The sequence below is a fragment of the Marinomonas rhodophyticola genome (assembly GCF_026113935.1).
GTDB classification, from domain to species: domain Bacteria; phylum Pseudomonadota; class Gammaproteobacteria; order Pseudomonadales; family Marinomonadaceae; genus Marinomonas; species Marinomonas rhodophyticola.
The window spans coordinates 210,350-230,741 of sequence record NZ_JAPEUL010000009.1 but is presented as its reverse complement, the minus strand read 5'-3'; the positions used below and the strand labels follow the sequence as shown (position 1 = coordinate 230,741).

Sequence of the window (20,392 nt, the reverse complement as noted above, 5' to 3'; positions counted from 1 at the left end):
TTATTACTTTTCGGCGCTTCTATTTCTTTCTCCGCTCCCTAGCTATTTATCTATCAGTTAAATTATCTAACTTTTTAAGTGTTTTTAATTGCAGCATTTTTTCTCAATTGGTTGTAAACTATTTAGAGTTGTAAGTATTTAGTTTTAAAAGGAGTAGAGCATGTCTATTCGTGTGGGTTTGATTGGTTTTGGTTTGTCTGGGCGGGTGTTTCATGCGCCGTTTGTGGTGAATGATCCAGAGATGATGTTGGCGTATGTTTGCAGTTCAAAAGTGGATGAGGTGAGAGCGCTGTTTCCTGAAGCGTCAGTCGTGTCTTCAGCTGAGGCGGTGTTTGCAGCGTCAGATGTGGATTTGGTGGTGATTACCACACCAAATGCATTACATTTTGATCAGGCAAAGCAGGCGTTGGAAAACGGTAAGCATGTGTTGTTAGAAAAACCTTCTGTTACCAAATTATCTCAGATAGAGGCTTTGTGTACCCTAGCGAAACAAAAAGATTTGGTTTTTTGCGTGTATCAAAATCGCCGTTTTGATGGGGATTTTTTGCGTCTTAAAGCGCTTATTAAGAGTGGTGAGTTGGGCGAGTTGAAGCACTTAGATTCTCGCTTTGATCGTTTTCGCCCGACGGCGCAAGCACGCTGGCGTGAAGAGCCAGGTATTGGCACGGGGATTTTTTGGGATTTAGGACCGCATATAGTAGACCAGACCTTGTGTTTGTTCGGCCCGCCGAAGTGGTTACATGCCAGCATTGATAAGTTACGTGATGGCAGTCAAACCCATGACTGGTTTGAGCTGGAGTTGGGCTATGACGATAGACGTATACGGTTAGCATCAACACCGTTTGAAGCGGGTGAAATGCGACGCTTTAACGCAAGATTTACGAAAGGCAGTTGGCAATGTGTGGGTTTGGATCCGCAAGAAGAAGCATTGCGCGCTGGGCAAATGCCTTGGCATGATGACTTTCCGTCTAAAGCTGTTCAGCAGCGTAATACACGTTTTGTTGCTCATTCTCAAGATACTATTGAAGCCATTCAAGAAGCATCGACCCAAGGTGAATACGCCGCGTTTTATGGACAATTGCGTGATGCGATTCTTGGTAAAGGGGAAGCTCCTGTTCCAATGGAGCACGCTTGCCAGTTAATCTATTTATTGTGTTTGGCCGAGCAATCTGCTGAAAGTGGTCAGCGTATGTCGTGGAGCTACACGCCAAATTTATAGCGAAGCGAAATTAAGTGGCGATAAATTGCAAAAAAGAGTTGAGCAAGATTCCGACAATTCTTATCATCTTTTGCCCTTTTCAATGTTTTGTACAGGAAAAGGGCAAATTTTTGTCTGATTATAATAAAAACCTAATCATAGACGGCATTAGTGGATGTTTTGATTGCCCCTATTGTTAAGGTTAGCTATTCATAACAATTAAGTAACTGGCTCCCTGAGGGAAAATAATGCGTAATTTAATGGTATTGGGCAAATTGGCGTTCGCTAGTTTGTTTGCTTTGTCTTTGGTCGCCTGTGGCGGATCAGAAAAAGCGGAAGAGACGGCTAAGGTTGAGAAAAAAGCTGAAACAATTCATTGGAAAATGGTCACCACTTGGCCTAAAAACTTTCCCGGCTTGGGCACGAGTGCTGAAGCATTAGCGAAAAACATTACGCAAATGTCGAATGGTCGCTTGGATGTGAAAGTGTATGCGGCTGGTGAATTGGTACCTGCACTAGAGGTATTTGATGCTGTGTCTCGTGGTACGGCGGAAATGGGACACAGTACGGCTTATTATTGGAAAGGTAAGGCCCCAGCTGTGCAGTTTTTTTCCTCTATTCCTTATGGCATGACGGCACAAGAGTTTAATGCTTGGCTTCAATACGGTGGTGGTTTGCAACTGTGGGAAGAGGTTTACGCACCTTTTAACATCATCCCTATGGTAGCCGGCAATACAGGCGCGCAAATGGGCGGTTGGTTTAATAAAGAAATTAACTCGTTGGACGACTTCCAAGGTTTAAAAATGCGTATGCCAGGCTTGGGTGGCGAAGTACTGAAAAAAGTCGGTGCTGTTACCGTCAACCTACCAGGCAGTGAAATTTTTACCGCGTTGCAAACAGGTACAATTGACGCGACGGAATGGGTGGGGCCTTATAACGATTTAGCGTTTGGTTTGTACAAAGCAGCGAAATACTATTATTACCCAGGTTGGCAAGAGCCAGGCTCAGCGGTAGAAGCTTTGTTCAATAAAGATGCTTTCAATGCACTGCCAGCGGATTTACAAGAGATTGTTCGCGCTGCGACACAACAGGCAAACGTAGCGATGTTAAGCGAATTTACAGCACGTAATGACGCCGCGTTAGCGACCTTAGTCAATGAGCATAATGTGGTGTTGAAAGAGTTTCCGAAAGACCTTCTAGAGGCGTTAAAAGTCGCCTCTAATGAAACGCTAAACGAAGTGGCCGCTAACGACCCTATGAGTCAGAAAGTATACGACTCCTTTAAAAGCTTTTTAGCGTCAGTGAGTCAATGGCACGATATTTCGGAACGAGCGTTTATTAATGCTCGTGCTAATGACTGATTATTCATTTTAACGAAATAAGCTTAATAAGCCCTGTTATCCATAGATAATGGGGCTTATTTGTTAGAAATAGCGCGTTTATTAAAGGATACAGTGAATGAACAAGAGAGCAACGTGGGGGAAATGGGTTCTTGTCGGGATGACGACAGCCTTATTGGTAGCCTGTGGCGGATCGGAAGAGAAAGAAGTCGCCAAAGTCGAACAGAAGGTCGACACCATACATTGGAAAATGGTCACCACTTGGCCGAAAAATGCTCCAGGTATGGGCACAGGTGCCGAAGTCTTAGCGCAGAATATCAAAGAAATGTCTAACGGTCGCTTGGACATTAAAGTCTATGCTGCGGGTGAGTTGGTGCCTGCTTTAGAGGTCTTCGATGCGGTTTCTCGTGGGACTGCACAGATGGGCCATGGTACGGCGTACTACTGGAAAGGCAAAATACCCGCTGCACAGTTCTTCTCTACCGTACCTTTTGGGTTTAACGCACAAGAATTTAACGCTTGGATTGGTGAAGGTGGTGGATTAGCGTTATGGGAAGAGATTTATGCTCCCTTTAATTTAATCCCTATGGTCGCTGGCAATGCAGGTGTACAGATGGGGGGTGGTTCAATAAAGAGATTAACTCACTGGCTGATTTCCAAGGCCTGAAGATTCGTATGCCAGGATTAGGTGGCGAAGTACTCGAAAAAGTGGGGGCGTCATCAATAAACTTACCCGCTAGTGAAGTCTTTACGGCATTACAAACAGGCACTATCGATGCGACTGAATGGGTTGGGCCTTACAATGATTTAGCGTTTGGTTTGTACAAGGCTGCGAAATACTACTACTACCCAGGTTGGCATGAGCCAGGTTCGGCGGTAGAAGCCATTTTTAACCAAGAAGCGTTTAATGCCTTGCCAAATGATTTGCGAGCCATTGTGCGTTCTGCCGTTCAACAAGCAAACTTAGCGATGCTTAACGAGTTTACTGCACGCAATAATGCAGCATTACAAACCTTGGTAAATGAACATAATGTGATTCTTAAACCCTTCCCGGAAGATTTACTGATTGCATTGAAAAAAGCATCTTCTGAGACATTAGAAGCGCTTGCCGCGAACGACCCGCAAAGCCAAAAAGTGTATGAATCTTTCAAAAACTTTTTAGGCTCGGTGAGCGAATGGCATGATGTTTCAGAGCGAGCTTACATCAATGCTCGAGCACTGGAATAACGTCACAACGTTCTGTTGTCATGGCTATAAATGATGTATCTGCAAAGCCTTGCTATCTCCATAGCGAGGCTTTTTATTATCTGCGTCGCGTTAGGGCTTTTTTCCTAACCATGCTTTGGCGCCAAAAGCGTTGCTGCTAGGGGCATGGATATCATATCGGTGACGCCGACCTCTATGCCTATTTGCGTCATTAGCGTGGTGAGTTGCCCTCTATGATGAGTCTGGTGATTAAAAAGATGCGTCAAAATAAGACCAAGAGGGAGTTCATTTACATCATCAGATTGCAGGCGTTTATATTGAATCGACTGTGCAATATCCGTATCCGTTAATGAGCCTATGTAGTTCGTTAACAAAGCATCAACTTCATGACGTGCTGCAGTAAGCTGATGGTAATCGTCATAGAGGATATCTGCCAAAGAATTCGCCCTACATGCAACGGGTAGACCCAGTCTCGAAAGCCAGAGTAAGTCCGCCAACAAAATATGATTCAGTGTGCCATGGATAGAGCTGAAAAAAGCTCCCTGATTCCTTTTCCTTTCTTCGTCTGAAAGGGATTGGCAAAGATCGTAAAGTCGCTTATTCATCCAATGGTTGTATTGTGTTTTTAACTGGAAATACTGTACGGCAGACATAGAATACTCCTTGGCAAACTTGACATAGGTATCATGGCTAGTAAGCAAAAGATATCAGCTGAGCGTCGAAAAGACAGGTACAGATTGCGTGTTTTATAACCAGTACAAGGCCATATATAATCGACAAAAATGCATTTATGTTGGCAGCTTGGTGTATTTTTAGTGTTCGTCATAACATAAAAAAACCGTCATATTTTTTACTATGACGGTTTTTTAGAGCAATGCATAAACTAATAGATACTTATTTTTTTAGCACTTTTAGTATTTTTGGTGCGATAAGGGCGGCCACTGTTGCAACGGCTAAGATATAAGTCATGGTGCCATTGAGTAAGATAGACCAATCGCCACCACTGATAGACAATGCGCGACGCAAGTTTTCTTCTAACACTTCTCCTAGTACTAAGCCCAAAATGACCGGTGCGAGAGAGAAGCCTAATTTGCGTAAAATGAAGGCAAAAATACCCAAGACAATCATAAAGAACAGGTCAAACGAATCACCATGAATCGAATAGATTCCGACAAAAGTCAGCATCACGATAATAGGTACGAGGTATGATTGTTTGATAGACAGTAGCCGAACAAAGACACCAATGAGTGGCAAGTTCAATACGAGCAAGGCGATATTACCTACGAACATAGAAGCAATCAGTCCCCATGCAATATTGGGTTGTTGCTCAAATAATAATGGTCCTGGTGTTATATTAAACATTAGTAATGCACCAAGTAGAATCGCGGTTGTACCACTACCTGGAATACCCAAAGTTAGCATAGGTAACATAGAACCCGCCGCTGCAGCGTTGTTTGCTGCTTCCGGTGCAGCAAGACCTCGAATATCGCCTTCGCCAAACTTATCGTTGTGACCTTCTGCGAAACGCTTTTCTGTACCATAGGCAACCGCGCTGGCAATAGAGGCTCCAGTTCCTGGTAATACGCCAATCAAAAAGCCTGAAAGCGTAGAGCGTAGTACAACCCACTTTACTGCCATTAAATCGGCAAAACTGACAAAACTTTTTCCGACAGGTGTCAGTTTCAAGTCATTACGCGCCCAACTTTCTAGCAGTACCAAAACTTCACTGATAGCAAACATACCGATGACAACAACCAGAAAATCGACACCGTCGAATAAGTTTGGAATGTCCATGGTAAAGCGCAAAATGCCCGTACCAGAATCAATGCCAACGGTCGCGAAAAGTAGACCTATGACCACGCCAACGACGGTTTTAATAGGGCGTTTGCCTACCATGGTTGCCAAGCAAGTGAAGGCAAAAATCATCAGCCAAACGTATTCAGAAGGGCCAAACTGAATGGCTAGTTTGCTGAGTAATGGTGCAAATATCACCATTAACAATAAGGCGCCGATACTACCAAAGAAAGAGGACACAGCGGATAAAGCTAATGCTCTACCGGCTTCTCCACGTTTGGCCATAGGATAGCCATCCAAGGTTGTCATTATGGCACCCGCATCTCCTGGAACGTTTAGCAAAATACTGGAAATTCGGCCACCATATTCTGCGCCATAATAAACACCGGCTAATAAGATCAAAGCGGATTCTGGCGGTAAACCAACGGAATAGGCCAATGGTAACAAAATAGCCACGCCATTGATGGGTCCAATACCGGGCAATGAGCCAATTAATGTACCAATAAAACAGCCTGCTAACACCAAACCTAAGTTAAGGGGCGTAAGAGCGACAGAAAAGCCTATTGATAAATAATGTAAAATGTCCATCATAAGTCTCCGAGAAGTAAGCCAGTTGGGACATTAAGTTCCATTAAATAAGCTAATAAAAAATAGCTGATGACGCTTAGGGCGAGAGCATACAAGAAGGCTTTCAGTGGTTTTTCTCCAAATAACCAGCTAAAAATGGCCCCCACGATGGTGGTAGCAATAATGAAGCCCGCTTCTTCAAATAGGGCGGCATACAAAATCATTATCACCAGACCTATGATGATTTTTGTTAGAACTTCTTTGTTTGGATGCCAAGCATTACTATCGGGTTTGGCTATTAGCCAAATGCAGCATGCGGCTAATATAATAGACAAGATAATAGGAAAGGCTTTTGGTCCTAATGGTTCATATTGAAACGGGACATCGAAATGGAAAGCTGTCCAGGCAATAAGCCCAGACAGCACCAATAATGCACCCGCAAAAATGCGGTCATATAACATGTAGTTGCCTCAATTTAATACGTATCAACTGATTAGTTCGTTAACCCAGCTTCTTTTGCTAAGCCGCGCATAAAGGCAACGCGTTCTTTAATGTAGCTGTCTAGAGCGTCTCCAGACATGTTGAATGGCACGAGATTTTGATCGACAATGACTTTCTCAAAAGCGGGGCTCTTATAGGCTTTTTGGAATTGAGCAGTCCAGTAGTTATAAGCCTCGTCTGACACTTTAGGGCCTAAATAGTAACCGCGAAGAATGGTCCATTCGGCGTCATAACCTTGTTCAATAGCGGTTGGGTAATTAGCGAAGTCACCTTTTAAGCGTTCAGGGGACATGATTGCTAGGATTTTTACTTTGCCAGATTCAACTAAACCTTTGATTTCACCAACATCGCCTGGATAGACTTTAATATGTCCACCAAGCAAAGCGGCTGAGGCCTCACCGCCACCTTCGTAGGCAACATAGCGCATTTTTTTCGGATCAACACCTGTCGATTTCATTAATATTGCGGCTTTCATCCAGTCTTGGCTACCAACGCCACCACCTGCTCCTAACACAAATGCGCTTGGGTCTTTTTTGATATCGTCAACTAACTCACCAAGCGTGTTCCATGGTGCATCCGCGCGAACCATGATGGCACCATAATCGACTCCTGCTGTACCGACCCAACGAGCGTCATTTTCATCTAAGTTTTTGCCGAATTTGCCCTGAGCAAGGTTTAGTAGAGAACCTGAGCTAAAAGCGACTAATTTGTTTGGATCATCTGGCGTTGTGGAGTTGATGTAGTTGTAAGCAACCGCACCGACACCACCTGGCATAAAGGTCACGGCCATTGGGATATCGGTGATCCCTGCATTAGCAAAACCAGTGGACAAAATACGACAAGTTAAATCGAAGCCACCACCTGGTTTGGCAGGGGCAATACAGCTGGGTTTGGATGGTTCAAAGGCGCTGACATTTAGTGCTGCGGTAAGACCGCCAACCAATAACAGTGAGGCAATGTTGGATTTCATCTTTTTATTCTCCAAATTTCTTTTTGTTTTATTTTGCTGTACAAGGTTGCACAGGAGTGGACAAAGTTACTCCTTTAAACTGACACTAACCTGACAAGAAGAAGAGATAGGGTTCCGTCATGCGTATGTTATTGATTGAAGACAATGAGAGCTTGGCCGACTCGATTCGTGTGTATTTTAGGAATTTAGGTCATCCGATTGATTGGATTGGTTCAGTTGAGAAAGCAGAAGCGAGTTTGTCGTTTGATGATTTTGATTTGTTGATTTTAGACATCAACTTGCCTGGCAAGAGTGGATTTCAGTTACTGCAGAGTCTCAGAAATAGGGGGAGCCGTCTTCCCGTGTTGGTATTAACAGCTCGAACTGAAGTCGATGATAGGGTCAGTTCATTAGATTTTGGGGCAGATGATTATCTAGCAAAACCCTTTGATTTTCGTGAGTTGGCAGCTCGTTGCCGTGCGCTTTATCGACGTGAGCGAGGTGGAGCAAGTAACGAAATACAGTGCGGTAATTTGGTCTATGACTTAGCCGCGCACTCTGCCAAAGTGAACGAAGTTACCTTAGATTTGCGACCAAGAGAATTGCAATTGTTGGAACTGTTTCTAAAAAATCTGGATCGGGTACTGACGAAAGATGACATTGCTAATCGGCTTTACAGTTACGATGAGGCCTACACGCCTAATGCCATAGAACAAACTTTGACGCGCTTAAGAAAACAGCTCGACGGCTCTACTTTGATCATTAAGACCATTCGTGGATTAGGGTATTTAGCGCATGTTGATGACTGAAAAAGCTACTCAATACGTACTCGAATGTTGGGACGCTCAGCGTTATTGTTATTGTCTATTTTTTTTATTTTGAGCCTTGGCGTTTGGCATTATGCCCGTCAGTCGGCCAATTATTCCTATGACAGACTGCTCAATAGTGCCAGCTTGTCTATCATGGAAGGTTTGCATGTTTATGATAAAAAAGTGGATTTAGATTTGCCTTATGCAGCTTTTGAGATGATGCAGCTTGCTGATGAAGATAAGGTGTTTTATCAGGCGTTAGGTACCAAAGGTGAGCTGATTACTGGCTATGCTGATATGCCTTTGCCTGATGCATTCAACGAAGAATCTGCTATTGCTTTTTATAATGCGCATTATCTATCTGAAGAGGTGCGGGTGGTCATTCGCCAAAAAGGCTTTCTGAGCCAGCTGTTTCTGGTTGGGTAACGGTCGTGTTGGCGCAAACGCTTAGAGCGCGTCATAAGATGATGAATGATATCTTGTACCGAAGTTTTGCTGTGTTGTTTGGTCTTATGGTATTTGTGATGATTGTCTTATGGGTAGCGATTAATCGCGCTCTTGAGCCGCTGAGGCTCTATTTCCAAAAGCCTTGCTTCCCATTCGCTTTTATCGGCAGAGCCTATTCAAACTACGCCTATTCAAGAAGTCTCTCCACTGGTAAGCGCAATTAACGATTACCAAGCGCAACTATTATCTAACTTAGCTGTAATGAAGCGTTTTATCGCCGATGCTAGTCACCAAATTCGTACCGCACAAAGTGCTACGCAGGCTCAATTGGACATTGCCAGTCAAAGTCAAAACCTAGCGGATTTACCTGAGCATTTAGGTAAAATTCGTAAAGAGCATGAACGTTTGACACGATTAACCAATCAACTGCTTACTCACGCCATGGTAGTACATCGTAGTGACACTGTAGTGAATGAACAGATGGACATTGAGGGCATCATGAAACAGTTATTAACGGAATGTGTGCGTGACAATGCTCACCGTCAGGTCGAATTTTCTTATCAATGTGAGCAGACATTACCTTTGTTTATGGGGGATTCTATTAGCTTACGTGAAGCGGTACGTAATCTTTTGGATAACGCGGTGTATTACGGTCCCGAACAGAACCTGATTGAGATTCACTTGCGAGCAGATATCTCTGGCATTGATATTATGATTGACGATGCTGGCCCTGGTATTCCTTTTGAGTTGAGAGAAAAAGCATTAGAGCGTTTTCAGCGCTTGGATAATGGATTAAGTGGTTCTGGTCTTGGTTTGTCTATTGTCGCTAGCGTTACGGAAGCCCATGGCGGTGATTTTTTCTTGGAGGACAGTCCATTTGGAGGGCTTCGAGCAAGAGTGCATTTGCCAAAAGAGGGGACCGTATGTCGAAGCGAATAGGCTTATTATGTATTTCTCTGGTGATGGCGAGCAAGGTGATTGCAGAGACGACTGTGTTACCCACGATATGGGAAGCGGACAGGTTAACCATATACAGTGCGACAGATTTAAACGCTATTGCCCCCTTACTGGATACTTTTAGTGCACAAAACCCTGATATAAAGCTTGAGTACAGAGAATTTAATACTCAGGAATTAGATCGAGCCATTAGGGCCAAACCGTTAGCAGAACAGCCTGATGTGGTCATTAGCTCCGCCATGGATCTTCAGGTCCGACTTGTTAATGATGGTTACGCACAACCGGTATTTGGCGAAGCGGTTGAGGCCTTACCTAGTTGGGCCAATTGGCGTAATGAAGTGATTGGCTTTACTTACGGTTGCTCATTGTTTTTGTTTACAACAAGCAAGCCTTTGAGGAGAAAACTGTTCCACTGACTCATGAGTCATTGGCGAGCGCCATGCGTATTGACGATGACTTTTTTGTTCATAAAGTTGGCTCCTATGATGCGCGCAGCTCCGGTATTGGTTATTTAGTGGCGACGCAAGACGAAGTAACATCAAGTATTAGTGGGCGTTTACAAGAGAGTTTAGGGCGTGCTCGAACTAAGGTTTATGGCCAGACTGCTATGTTACTAGACGATATTGCCTCTGGTACTTTGATATTTGGTTACAATCTTTTAGGGTCGTATTCTTTTGCTCGTGAAAAACGGGATAACCGCATTGGTGTGGTGATTCCGCAAGATTATGCTTTAGTGGTGAGCCGCGCAGTGTTTATCTCCAAACAAGCCAAGCATGTTTCTAATGCACAGCGCTTTGTCAGTTTCTTGATATCCAAAGAAGGACAGGAAGTGATTGCACAGAAAAGTGAATTGATGGCCTTGAATCCAGATATTGATGCCCTAGTATCAAGACAAAATATACAGGACCAAACGATTAATTTTCATCCTATTCCTTTGGGGCCAGCGTTGATGGTCTACCTTGATGATTCAAAACGGCAGCGCTTTATCAAAGCGTGGGAAAACGCATTGCTTTCCATCAACGAAAATCAATAATACTAAGTATTAGATGGTAAAAAAACAGCCCTTTTTGTTATCAAAAAGGGCTGTTTTCATTAAAGTGTATCTTATTTAGAGCGGTAATTAGTCGTTCATGCTGCCCAATTCAAGCAGTGTCGCGTTGCCGCCGATGGCGGTGGTGTTGTTAGACACGGTGCGTTCAGTGACAAAACGCAGAATGTAATGCGGTTTGGCGATCACGCTTAGATGTTGCGCATCGGTTTCTTCAATCAATTGGCAAATCAAGCCACTCTTCGCCGCAAGGCGTTGGCTAAGCTGTTGTGCTTGCGCTGGGTCGCACAGTACAGCAATGCCAGCTAAGTGGTCTGCTTCGATCAAAGAGTCTTGAGCTGATTCGGCAATGTTTTGAATGACGCCTTCGGCTACGAAGGGCGAAATCATGTCCATGATTTCTTGACCTGTCGGGCCGACGGTAATCACAGGGTTGCCTGCAATAAGCGCCGCAAACACTTGGCCGACTAAACCGACTCTGGCGTTGTCGCCTTCGATCAAAGACATGCAAAGAAACACACCACGGCCTTGGTTGGATAGCTCGTTACGTTCACCTGTCGGACCAGGCATGAGGCGTGTTTCAGCGATGGATTGTTTGGCGTTATCAATCTGCCAAGCGGCCATTTTTCTTTGTTCATTGGTAAAAGAATAAAGCGCCTGCTGTAGTTTGTCAGCGCGGCCTTTCACACCAAGCTTGTCCCATGCTTCGAAGATTTTCTGAGCGACCTGAATTTGGATAGGTTGTACGATTGTCATAATAGTGTCTCCCCTTAAAGGTCTTGCTCAATAGCGAAGCGTTGAAGGTAATGTGGGCCACCTGCTTTTGGTCCTGTGCCCGATAGGCCTTGTCCACCGAAAGGTTGAACGCCTACCACAGCACCTACTTGGTCGCGGTTAATGTATAAGTTACCCACGCGAGCACGGCTAGCAATGCGCGCGCACGTGGTTTCGTTACGGCTGTGAACACCCATTGTTAAACCAAAACCTGAGTTGTTGATCGTATCGATGATCTTATCTAGGTCGCGAGCTTTGTAGCGTACAACGTGCATGATAGGACCAAATTTTTCATCGGTTAGCTGATCGATGCTGTTGATCTCAAACGCAGTTGGTGCAACGAAAGTGCCTTTTTCTGCAAAATCAGGCAAATCAGTTTGGGCGATCAATTTAGCATTCGCTTTCATGTATTCGATGTGATCAAGCAGCATTTTTTGTGCTTTTTTATCGATAACCGGACCCACATCTGTGCTATGTAGGTAAGGTAAGCCAACGCTTTGCTCTGCCATGGCGCCTTTGATCATCGGAATAACGCGATCTGCGATGTCTGCTTGTACAAACAAGACGCGCAAGGCAGAACAACGCTGACCCGCGGAGGCAAAGGCTGAACGGACGGCGTCACGAACCACTTGCTCAGGCAATGATGTTGAATCCACCAACATGGCGTTTTGACCGCCCGTTTCTGCAATAATAGGTACAGGTGCCACGCCACGCGCCGCTAGGGTACGGTTGATTAATTGTGCTGTGCCGGTGGAACCGGTGAAAGCAAGGCCAGCAATGCGCTTGTCGCTTGTTAAGGGGGCGCCAACGGTGGCACCGTCACCCAGTAATAGGTGAAGTACGTCCGTTGGAACGCCCGCTTGGTGTAGCATTTCTACCGCACGAGAAGCAATCAAGCTGGTTTGTTCTGCAGGTTTTGCCACTACGGTGTTACCCACGACAAGAGCCGCAACCACTTGACCGGTAAAGATGGCCAATGGGAAGTTCCATGGGCTGATGCAAGTGAACACGCCACGGCCGTTTAGCTTGGCTTGTTTTTCTTGGCCTAAGAAATCTGTGTAGCGAGCTGGATTGGCGAAGTGGCTACGAGCTTGTTGAGCATAATAGCGACAGAAATCCACCGCTTCACGTACTTCGTCGATGCTGTCTTGGATGGTTTTACCCGCTTCACGGTGGCAAAGCGCCATCAATTCGGCGTAGTTTTCTTCCATCAAGTCCGCCATTTTATCTAGGCAATCAGCACGCTCTGTCGCTGGACGCGCAGACCATGCAGGGAAAGCGGCTTCAGCCAGGTCAATGGCCTTGGTAACAGTCGCTGCGTCTGCCCAGTCAATTTCACCCGCGGTTTGGCTGTGATCATAAGGGCTTTGTACTGTATGCGTATTGCCCGTTGTGACTTTTTCGCCACCCACGATAGGGAAGGCACGCCATTGGGTATCTTGTCCCATAAATGGGGCAATTTTCGCCTTGAAAGGCGTCCATTCGGATTCGATTTCAATGTTTGGACCAAAGGAGTTTTTACGGTCGTTAAACAAGGCCGATGGAAGCGTGATATGTGGGTTCGCCAGAGACTTTCGGCTTTCCAGCGTGGTCACTGGGTGGTTGATTAGCTCGGCAATGGGATAACTGGCATCGATCAAACGGTGTACGAATGAGCTGTTGGCGCCGTTCTCAAGTAGGCGACGAACCAAGTAGGGAAGCAAATCTTTATGGCTACCAACGGGTGCGTATATGCGTACACAAATGTCGCTGCCTTTGATTAAGCGGTTATAAAGGGCATCGCCCATGCCGTGTAAACGTTGGAATTCGAATTCCTCTGTCGTCGCTCCTAATTGCTTGGCTAGGCAGCTGATTGTCGCGATAGTATGCGCATTGTGGCTGGCAAATTGAGGGAAGATATTGGCACGAGTGTGCTCGCTTAATAAGAAGTGAGCACACGCCAAGTAAGAAACATCGGTGGATTCTTTACGAGTGTAAACAGGATAACCATTGATGCCGCGTTGTTGGCACATCTTTATTTCAGAATCCCAGTAAGCGCCTTTTACAAGACGCACAGGAATACGATCGCCTTGCTCTTTAGAGAGAGCCGCCAACCAAACCAAAACCGGTAGCGCGCGTTTAGAGTAGGCCTGAACCACAAGACCGAACAAGCCCCATCCTTTGGTACATTCGTCACGGAAAAGCTTCTCAAACAAATGCAACGATAGCTCAAGACGATCGGCTTCTTCGGCATCGATTGTGATGCCAACGTTGAGCGCACGGGCTTTGGTGATCAAGCCTTTTACACTGGCAAAAAGTTCGGTCATAACACGTTCTTCACAACCGACTTGATAACGTGGGTGCAGAGCGGAAAGTTTGATAGAAATAGTCGGGCGATGCTTTTGGCTATAAGTGTCTTTACCAACAGATTCAACCGCTTGCTCATAAGAGCGTAAGTATTTGTCGGCATCTTCTGCGGTTAATGCCGCTTCACCCAGCATGTCGAAAGAATAAGTGTAACCCTTGTCACGGTAGCTTTTACCTCGAGACAAAGCTTCTTCAATGCTGCGACCTAGAACGAATTGATGCCCCATGATTTTCATCGCTTGGTTCATTGCTTTACGAATCACTGGCTCAGAGACACGGTTCACCATGCGGTTCACCAAATTGGCTGGTGTGCCGTCTTTTTCTCGCTCATGGTGACGATTTTACCCGTCAATAATAAGCCCCAAGTAGACGCGTTAACGAAAAAAGAGTCGGAGTTTTTTGCATGAGATGCCCAGTCAGCGACGCTCAAACGGTCTTTAATAAAAGCGTCTGCGGTTTCTTTATCTGGCACGCGCATCAAGGCTTCTGCCAAACACATCAGCAAAATGCCTTCTTTGGTATCGAGACTGTATTCCAGTAGCAAGGCGTCAATCATTGACATGCTGTCGTCGTCTTTGCGGACTTCCGCGATGAGCGTGGCAGCGGCGTCGGTTTGTATTGCCAGCTCTTCTTCAGACGGTTTTGCCAAAGGCAGTAGTTCGTTTAACCACTTCTCTTCGTCCATATTGTAAAGAGGGGAAATGAGCTGCCACAATTCATTGAGTGGACGCTGAATGAAGTTAGGCTGTAACACCTCAATCGCTTTAAACATGGTTGAATTCTCCCGCGTTAACATAAAAAATCGACGGATTTTTTATTAAGGCCGCATATTGTTATAGAGCATTAAGCGCTTTTTTGACTATTTCTTTGCTCTGTACTGTCAAAAAAATGCATGTCTGGATAATGCTGACACTTTAGTGACAGAAGAGAGTCATTGTCTTTCGAAAAAATCGTTTTTTTTTATAAGAAAGTCCGACTGAACAAGAATAAATACAGCGTAGACTCATTCTGGTTCAGGCGCGTCTAGGAAAGCATAAAAGTGCCTATTAATAGGGCGTTTTAGGGTGTTTTAGAAAAGCAGAGGATTAACGGTTGCCAAACTGCTTTTGATACTTGAGCGGGGTGATGCCGAGGGTTTGGGAAAACACATTGGTCATGGCACTTTGGCTAGAAAAACCACACATTTCAGCCACTTGAATGGGGGTACACCTTCCGCGAGCAAGCTTTGTGCACGTTCTAAACGTTTACGCATTAGGTATTGATGCGGTGTCATGCCTGTGCGATCTTTAAAGCGCTCGTGAAACTGGCTGACACTCAAAAAGCAGAAGTTTGCCAACTGATCAATATGAACCCGGCGAGATAAATTCAGCTCGATAAATTGGTCGAGTTTATCAATATCAAGATGGTTGCCACGGCTTCGGACATCTTTATTGTTGATCTGATGGCGAATGGCGCTGAGTAAAGTGTTGCCACAGGCGCGTGCCAGAATCAGATCATTTGGGTATTGCTGTAATTCGCCAGACAACGCCGAGGCCAGTATCTGCAAACGTGGATTGAGCTGAAAATAGGCCGCTTGGTCGAACAAACGAGAGACGATTTCGTATTCTTCGTCGGTAATGCCTTTCTGCGGTGGGATCGGCAGATTGACGACCATGATGCGATTTTCCCCCAGACCCGCAAATGCATGACTGTTCTCTGACGGAAGAATACAGCCTTCGCCAGTGTGCAGTTGCTTGCCTTTGCCTTCTATGTCGAAATCGGTATTGCCATCTAATACGACCACTAATTGATGATAATCGTGATCGTGAGCATCCGCTTCGTTTGGCAGGCTGAAAACATCGGAATCAGACTGAGTCAAAATGCACCTTTGAGTAAATTAAGAGAAGAAGTATAGCGAGCTTATAGTGGCTTTAGTAGCGTATTTTTTTGAAGATAACGGATTTTATCGTTCTTTTATCGCCTTAATGCTTGTTCTAACGAGGCTTTTTAGTACTGACTGATGAACGATGTGGTTAGTAAAGTGCAACGCGATGCTTTGCCTTAGTGGCAGCACCGCGTTCACCGGCGTTTTGTTTTTTTACTCAGTAATGCGAACAACAAGATTGCCCAATGCACCCGATTTTAGAACGTCTTCGTGGGCCTGTCCGAGCTCCTGCAGGGCATAACAATGACGAATTACGGGCTTTAAAATCCCTTTTTCAAACAAAGGGCGTAAGGCTTTTGCAATCAAGGACAGTTCATTAGGTTTGGTATTAGCTAAGGCCACACCCACCACGGACGCATCACGAGCCATCAAGTCACGAGGATTAATCTCCACCGTGCCACGGTTGCCCACGACAGCAACGCAACCGCCAAAGGCCAAGGCTTTTAAGTCTTGATCTAGGTTGTGGTTAGCAAGCATCTCGATAACGATATCAAACCCCGTCTCTAATGACTGATAGGGCGCAAGGTGACCCGCTTCATTGTGCATAATGATGTTAGTCACGCCTTGCTGGCGTAATAAATCCGCGCCAGCTGCCGTGCCAGAACTCGCCACGACTTCCATGCCTGCTGCAAGGGCAAGTTGCACCGTCGCAATGCCGACGGCACCGGTTGCACCATGTACCAACACCTTGTCGCCCGCTTTACCGTTAGCGCGACCAAATAAAGCACGATGAGCCGTGGTGTAAGGAATGCCCACACAAGCGCCTTCCTCAAACGATAGGGCGTCCGCTAAAGGGAAGGTGTGTGTTGCTGCACAGGCGGCAAATTCAGCGGAAGAACCGCTTAGATTACGACTGAAATAAACACGCTGACCAATCTCAAAACCTGTCACGTTAGCGCCTAGTTCAACAATCCTACCGGCGCCATCAGAACCAGGGGTGTGCGGAAATTTGGCTGTGTAGTTGTTGGTGCCAGAGCGAATGTAAGTGTCTACTGGGTTCACCCCAGCGGCGCCAACTTGTACCAAAATTTGGTCTGCTGTGATGCTTGGCTTTTGAGCCTCAACCAGCGATAAAGCGCTGGCAGGGCCGTAGTCGTTTATTTGCATTGCTTTCATCTTCGTTTGCCTCTCATTAGTCTGCATAGACTTGCTCAGGGAGCCAAGTAGCTAGATCTGGCCAGATAGATAACATAATTAACACGAAAATTTGGATCAAAATAAAGGGAATAACGCCTTTATAAATAGCTTGAGTTTTCAGTTCAGGTGGCGCCACGCCACGTAAGTAAAACAGAGCAAAACCAAAGGGTGGTGTTAGGAAAGACGTTTGCAAGTTGATCGCCATCATAATGCCTAGCCAAATTGGATCTAATCCCATCGCTAATAATACCGGCGCTACGATAGGCACCACGACAAAGGTGATTTCAATAAAATCTAGGATGAAGCCAAGGAAGAACATCAGCAACATCACCACGATCATCGCGCCAACCACACCACCAGGAAGCTGGGAGAAGAAATCCTGAATTAACTCTTCACCACCAAAGCCACGGAATACTAAAGAGAACAATGACGCCCCGATTAATATCATGAACACCATGCTAGTGACTTTGGTGGTGGAATAGACGGCATCTTTTAAGGTCGTTATGCTGAGTTTCCCGCTGCCCCAAGCCAATAGGGCCGCACCCAGTGCGCCAACACCAGCCGCTTCGGTAGGCGTTGCGATACCACTAAGAATCGACCCAAGTACCGCAAAAATCAACAATAAGGGTGGTAGTAGTCCCTTAAACAGTAAAACGACTAATGGCTCAGTGGAACCATTACGAAGTTCTTCACGAGGCACGGCAGGGGCTTTATGTGGCTGTAACCAAGCCACCATAATCACATAAAGAATGTACAGCCCAACCAGAATTAACCCTGGAATCAGCGCACCGACAAAAAGGTCCCCAACCGATATGGTTTTTGGTGAAAACACCCCCATATCCAACTGTGCTTTTTGGAACGCATTTGACATCACATCGCCCAATAACACCAAAGCAATAGAGGGAGGAATGATTTGACCTAAGGTGCCTGTGGCACAAATCGTACCGGCTGCCAATGCAGGATCGTAACCACGGCGTAGCATGGTAGGTAAGGAAATCATCCCCATGGTGACCACAGTAGCACCCACAATCCCGGTACTGGCAGCTAATAGCATACCGACCAAAATAACCGAAATCCCTAAGCCACCACGTAAGCTTCCAAACAGCATGGCCATGGAATCGAGTAATTTCTCCGCCAATTTGGATTTTTCTAACAATACTCCCATCAATACAAAAAGCGGCACAGCGATGAGCGTCTCGTTACCAACAATACCAAATAAGCGATTGGGTAAGGCTTCTAGGAAAACACTATCAAAGGTACCGAACATGGCGCCAACGGCCGCAAAAATCAGTGCCGTGCCACCTAAAGAAAACGCCACAGGGTAGCCAAATAATAAGCACACGCATACGCCGGCAAAAAGCCACAATGGAATAAATTCAGCCATTAGTTTTGTCCTTTCGCGTGTCTGTTCATTGGGGTGCGGGCCGCGTTTATTACGCCAATATTTTTTAGAATATCTGCTGTACCTTGAAGAATCAGACTCACCATCATAATGGGAATCAGTGTTTTAAGCAGATACACGAAAGGCAAACCGCCAGGTTCTGCGGATGTTTCCATTACTCGCCAAGAGGCGCTGACGTAATCCAAGCTTAAATATGCGGTGTAAAGCGTGAAGGGCAAAAGGAAGAAAACACCACCAATAATATTGACCCATGCTTTTTTGGTTACCGAAAAACCACGGTAAAAAACATCAACCCGTACATGTTCGTCGTCTTTGAGCGTATAAGCCGCTCCTAACATAAACACCATCGCGTGTAGATAAAGAACCGATTCTTGCAAGGCCGTAGAGCCAATACCAAAACCATAGCGTAGAAGCACGATGAAGCAAGTTAGCAGCATCATAGCTAATGTAAACCAAGCAACGAATTTTCCCGTGTAATGGGAAATCGCCTCAGCCGCACAGATTAATTTGTTGAACATGAAAGTACCCACAGTTTTTAATCATTATGATCGGATGGTTAAAGTAGAGATCAGCCTCTTAAAAATGATGCTTAAAGAGGCTGACTTCTTTCATTAAAAAATCCGGACGGCTAGTCTATTGGATAACGCTACGCTTGGGAATATTGTTGGTGTCTTGAAACCGCTACTTGAATGGTTTTCTTGTCGCTTGTAGGTAACGGTATTCGGTTCTTGGGTGATGACCTGATAGAGGGTTACAGGTTCTCATTGGGTATTGAGGAAATCATGTTTCTTTCTACTGTTTGTGTATGCACGCTAATTTTTTTGAAATATTTCATGCTTTAACATTTTTGTCACATATCTTTTCTATAGTTAAAAACATCGAACGAGCTATGGGCAATTGCTCATAAATTTTTGACTATAACCACTGAGGTTTATGTGATGAAAAAACTAGTTGCGGGTTTAGCAATGACAGCAGCAGTAGGCGTTTCTTTTAACGCTTTTGCAGATGTTGATGCCGATTTGATTTCTTACAGCAAAGCAAGTGGCGTTTCTGGCAATATTTCAAGTATCGGTTCGGACACATTAGCTAACTTGATGACATTGTGGGCAGAAGAATTTAAGCGCTTATACCCAAATGTTAATATTCAAATCCAAGCCGCCGGTTCTTCTACTGCGCCACCAGCGTTGACAGAAGGCACGTCTAACTTTGGTCCTATGTCTCGCGCTATGAAAGACAAAGAAATCGCTGATTTCGAGAAAAAATATGGCTACAAGCCAACTGCCATTCCAGTTGCGATCGATGCACTAGCGGTTTTTGTTCATAAAGATAACCCAGTGAAAGGTTTGTCTCTTCCTGAGATCGATGCGATCTTCTCTTCCACACGTAAAGGTGGACACAGTGAAGACATCACAACTTGGGGTAAAGCGGGTTTGACTGGTGCTTGGGAAAATCGCGATATTCAGTTGTTTGGTCGTAACTCAGTTTCTGGTACTTACGGATATTTCAAAGAGCATGCGCTTTATAAGGGCGACTTTAAGAACAACGTAAACGAGCAGCCTGGTTCTGCGTCTGTTGTGCAGTCTGTTTCTACGTCTCTAAACAGTATTGGTTATTCTGGTATCGGTTATACCACTTCTTCAGTACGTGCTTTGCCTTTGTCGAAAAAAGAGGGTGATGCTTACGTTGATGCTACACCAGAAAACGCAGCGACTGGTAAATACCCATTGTCTCGTTTCCTTTACGTCTACATTAATAAGGCACCAAATAAGCCACTAGAGCCATTACAACGTGAGTTTGTGAAGATGGTGCTTTCTAAGACTGGTCAAGAGGTTGTCGTAAAAGACGGTTATGTGCCTCTACCAGCAAAAGTGGCTAATAAATACCTAAGTGATTTGGGTATTAACTAAGTAACGCGGTAGCGAGCTACGAATGAGATATTTAAAGTGGGAGGGCTGAAATGCTCTCCTACTTTTCTTGCTTCGTGGGTTGTCAT

General features: G+C 45.2%; 17 protein-coding genes and 3 pseudogenes. 10 read left to right on the top strand and 10 right to left on the bottom strand.

Translation table 11 applies throughout. The features are described 5' to 3' along the window. Positions 1–160: 160 nt before the first annotated feature. From ONZ52_RS15455 to ONZ52_RS15445, 3 genes and pseudogenes are all read left to right on the top strand, one after another. Positions 161–1,219 carry a Gfo/Idh/MocA family oxidoreductase gene (locus tag ONZ52_RS15455; protein WP_265219617.1) on the top strand — a complete coding sequence of 353 codons (1,059 nt, stop codon included), beginning with the start codon at positions 161–163 and terminating at the stop codon, positions 1,217–1,219. 227 nt (positions 1,220–1,446) lie between these two features. Continuing rightward, positions 1,447–2,559, top strand: coding sequence for a TRAP transporter substrate-binding protein (locus ONZ52_RS15450; protein ID WP_265219616.1), 1,113 nt, complete (start codon positions 1,447–1,449; stop codon positions 2,557–2,559). A 97-nt stretch (positions 2,560–2,656) separates the two neighbouring features. Beyond that, positions 2,657–3,765: pseudogene (locus tag ONZ52_RS15445) on the top strand (TRAP transporter substrate-binding protein). Positions 3,766–3,869: 104 nt separating this feature from the next. Here ONZ52_RS15445 and ONZ52_RS15440 read toward each other — a convergent pair. From ONZ52_RS15440 to ONZ52_RS15425, 4 genes are all read right to left on the bottom strand, one after another. Continuing rightward, positions 3,870–4,397 (bottom strand): DinB family protein, encoded by a 528-nt coding sequence (locus ONZ52_RS15440; RefSeq protein ID WP_265219615.1) that lies wholly within the window; start codon positions 4,395–4,397, stop codon positions 3,870–3,872. A gap of 241 nt (positions 4,398–4,638) precedes the next feature. After that, complete coding sequence (locus tag ONZ52_RS15435) at positions 4,639–6,126, bottom strand: tripartite tricarboxylate transporter permease (RefSeq protein WP_265220305.1); 1,488 nt, start codon at positions 6,124–6,126, stop codon at positions 4,639–4,641. Continuing rightward, positions 6,126–6,566: a tripartite tricarboxylate transporter TctB family protein gene (locus ONZ52_RS15430; RefSeq protein WP_265219614.1), complete on the bottom strand. Its 441-nt coding sequence runs from the start codon at positions 6,564–6,566 to the stop codon at positions 6,126–6,128. The genes ONZ52_RS15435 and ONZ52_RS15430 overlap by 1 nt, the downstream gene beginning before the upstream one ends. 32 nt (positions 6,567–6,598) lie before the next feature. Continuing rightward, positions 6,599–7,576: a Bug family tripartite tricarboxylate transporter substrate binding protein gene (locus ONZ52_RS15425; RefSeq protein WP_265219613.1), complete on the bottom strand. Its 978-nt coding sequence runs from the start codon at positions 7,574–7,576 to the stop codon at positions 6,599–6,601. A 119-nt stretch (positions 7,577–7,695) separates the two neighbouring features. Here ONZ52_RS15425 and ONZ52_RS15420 point away from each other — a divergent pair, with 119 nt between their 5' ends. Genes ONZ52_RS15420 through ONZ52_RS15395 form a run of 6 tightly spaced genes read left to right on the top strand, consistent with a single transcriptional unit; the run spans position 7,696 to position 10,801 of the window. After that, positions 7,696–8,364: a response regulator transcription factor gene (locus ONZ52_RS15420; RefSeq protein WP_265219612.1), complete on the top strand. Its 669-nt coding sequence runs from the start codon at positions 7,696–7,698 to the stop codon at positions 8,362–8,364. A gap of 24 nt (positions 8,365–8,388) precedes the next feature. After that, on the top strand, positions 8,389–8,790 hold the full coding sequence (locus tag ONZ52_RS15415) for a sensor histidine kinase N-terminal domain-containing protein (protein WP_265219611.1): 402 nt from the start codon (positions 8,389–8,391) through the stop codon (positions 8,788–8,790). Positions 8,791–8,795: 5 nt separating this feature from the next. Then, positions 8,796–9,035, top strand: a complete 240-nt coding sequence (locus ONZ52_RS15410; RefSeq protein WP_265219610.1) for a hypothetical protein — start codon at positions 8,796–8,798, stop codon at positions 9,033–9,035. Between the two features lie 37 nt (positions 9,036–9,072). Continuing rightward, positions 9,073–9,750, top strand: a complete 678-nt coding sequence (locus tag ONZ52_RS15405) for a sensor histidine kinase (protein WP_265219609.1) — start codon at positions 9,073–9,075, stop codon at positions 9,748–9,750. Continuing rightward, positions 9,735–10,184 carry a hypothetical protein gene (locus ONZ52_RS15400; RefSeq protein ID WP_265219608.1) on the top strand — a complete coding sequence of 150 codons (450 nt, stop codon included), beginning with the start codon at positions 9,735–9,737 and terminating at the stop codon, positions 10,182–10,184. Before ONZ52_RS15405 ends, ONZ52_RS15400 begins: the two co-directional genes overlap by 16 nt. Then, on the top strand, positions 10,127–10,801 hold the full coding sequence (locus ONZ52_RS15395; protein WP_321160347.1) for an ABC transporter substrate-binding protein: 675 nt from the start codon (positions 10,127–10,129) through the stop codon (positions 10,799–10,801). Before ONZ52_RS15400 ends, ONZ52_RS15395 begins: the two co-directional genes overlap by 58 nt. 87 nt (positions 10,802–10,888) lie before the next feature. Here the strand turns inward: ONZ52_RS15395 and ONZ52_RS15390 are convergent, their stop codons facing one another. The 6 genes and pseudogenes from ONZ52_RS15390 to ONZ52_RS15360 form a co-directional block, all read right to left on the bottom strand. After that, a complete protein-coding gene (locus ONZ52_RS15390) occupies positions 10,889–11,572 on the bottom strand; it encodes a 1-pyrroline-5-carboxylate dehydrogenase (protein ID WP_265219607.1) in 684 nt (227 codons plus the stop codon). Positions 11,573–11,586: 14 nt separating this feature from the next. Beyond that, positions 11,587–14,708 (bottom strand): annotated as a pseudogene (gene putA / locus ONZ52_RS15385) (bifunctional proline dehydrogenase/L-glutamate gamma-semialdehyde dehydrogenase PutA). 313 nt (positions 14,709–15,021) lie between these two features. Beyond that, positions 15,022–15,719, bottom strand: a pseudogene (locus ONZ52_RS15375) (AraC family transcriptional regulator). 294 nt (positions 15,720–16,013) lie between these two features. Then, complete coding sequence (locus ONZ52_RS15370) at positions 16,014–16,976, bottom strand: NADPH:quinone reductase (RefSeq protein WP_265219605.1); 963 nt, start codon at positions 16,974–16,976, stop codon at positions 16,014–16,016. A 16-nt stretch (positions 16,977–16,992) separates the two neighbouring features. Beyond that, complete coding sequence (locus ONZ52_RS15365) at positions 16,993–18,381, bottom strand: TRAP transporter large permease (protein ID WP_265219604.1); 1,389 nt, start codon at positions 18,379–18,381, stop codon at positions 16,993–16,995. Then, the gene (locus ONZ52_RS15360) at positions 18,381–18,917 is read right to left on the bottom strand and encodes a TRAP transporter small permease subunit (protein ID WP_265219603.1); all 537 of its coding nucleotides are present in this window, start codon (positions 18,915–18,917) and stop codon (positions 18,381–18,383) included. Before ONZ52_RS15360 ends, ONZ52_RS15365 begins: the two co-directional genes overlap by 1 nt. 420 nt (positions 18,918–19,337) lie before the next feature. Between ONZ52_RS15360 and ONZ52_RS15355 the strand changes: the two genes are divergently transcribed. Then, complete coding sequence (locus tag ONZ52_RS15355) at positions 19,338–20,306, top strand: PstS family phosphate ABC transporter substrate-binding protein (protein WP_265219602.1); 969 nt, start codon at positions 19,338–19,340, stop codon at positions 20,304–20,306. The last annotated feature ends 86 nt before the right edge of the window (positions 20,307–20,392 follow it).

Coding starts and splice junctions, on each gene's coding strand:
- ONZ52_RS15455 (WP_265219617.1), top strand. CDS start 161: ATGTCTATTCGTGTGGGTTTGATTGGTTTTGGTTTGTCTGGGCGGGTG.
- ONZ52_RS15450 (WP_265219616.1), top strand. CDS start 1,447: ATGCGTAATTTAATGGTATTGGGCAAATTGGCGTTCGCTAGTTTGTTT.
- ONZ52_RS15440 (WP_265219615.1), bottom strand. CDS start 4,397: ATGTCTGCCGTACAGTATTTCCAGTTAAAAACACAATACAACCATTGG.
- ONZ52_RS15435 (WP_265220305.1), bottom strand. CDS start 6,126: ATGGACATTTTACATTATTTATCAATAGGCTTTTCTGTCGCTCTTACG.
- ONZ52_RS15430 (WP_265219614.1), bottom strand. CDS start 6,566: ATGTTATATGACCGCATTTTTGCGGGTGCATTATTGGTGCTGTCTGGG.
- ONZ52_RS15425 (WP_265219613.1), bottom strand. CDS start 7,576: ATGAAATCCAACATTGCCTCACTGTTATTGGTTGGCGGTCTTACCGCA.
- ONZ52_RS15420 (WP_265219612.1), top strand. CDS start 7,696: ATGCGTATGTTATTGATTGAAGACAATGAGAGCTTGGCCGACTCGATT.
- ONZ52_RS15415 (WP_265219611.1), top strand. CDS start 8,389: ATGTTGGGACGCTCAGCGTTATTGTTATTGTCTATTTTTTTTATTTTG.
- ONZ52_RS15405 (WP_265219609.1), top strand. CDS start 9,073: ATGAAGCGTTTTATCGCCGATGCTAGTCACCAAATTCGTACCGCACAA.
- ONZ52_RS15400 (WP_265219608.1), top strand. CDS start 9,735: ATGTCGAAGCGAATAGGCTTATTATGTATTTCTCTGGTGATGGCGAGC.
- ONZ52_RS15390 (WP_265219607.1), bottom strand. CDS start 11,572: ATGACAATCGTACAACCTATCCAAATTCAGGTCGCTCAGAAAATCTTC.
- ONZ52_RS15370 (WP_265219605.1), bottom strand. CDS start 16,976: ATGAAAGCAATGCAAATAAACGACTACGGCCCTGCCAGCGCTTTATCG.
- ONZ52_RS15365 (WP_265219604.1), bottom strand. CDS start 18,381: ATGGCTGAATTTATTCCATTGTGGCTTTTTGCCGGCGTATGCGTGTGC.
- ONZ52_RS15360 (WP_265219603.1), bottom strand. CDS start 18,917: ATGTTCAACAAATTAATCTGTGCGGCTGAGGCGATTTCCCATTACACG.
- ONZ52_RS15355 (WP_265219602.1), top strand. CDS start 19,338: ATGAAAAAACTAGTTGCGGGTTTAGCAATGACAGCAGCAGTAGGCGTT.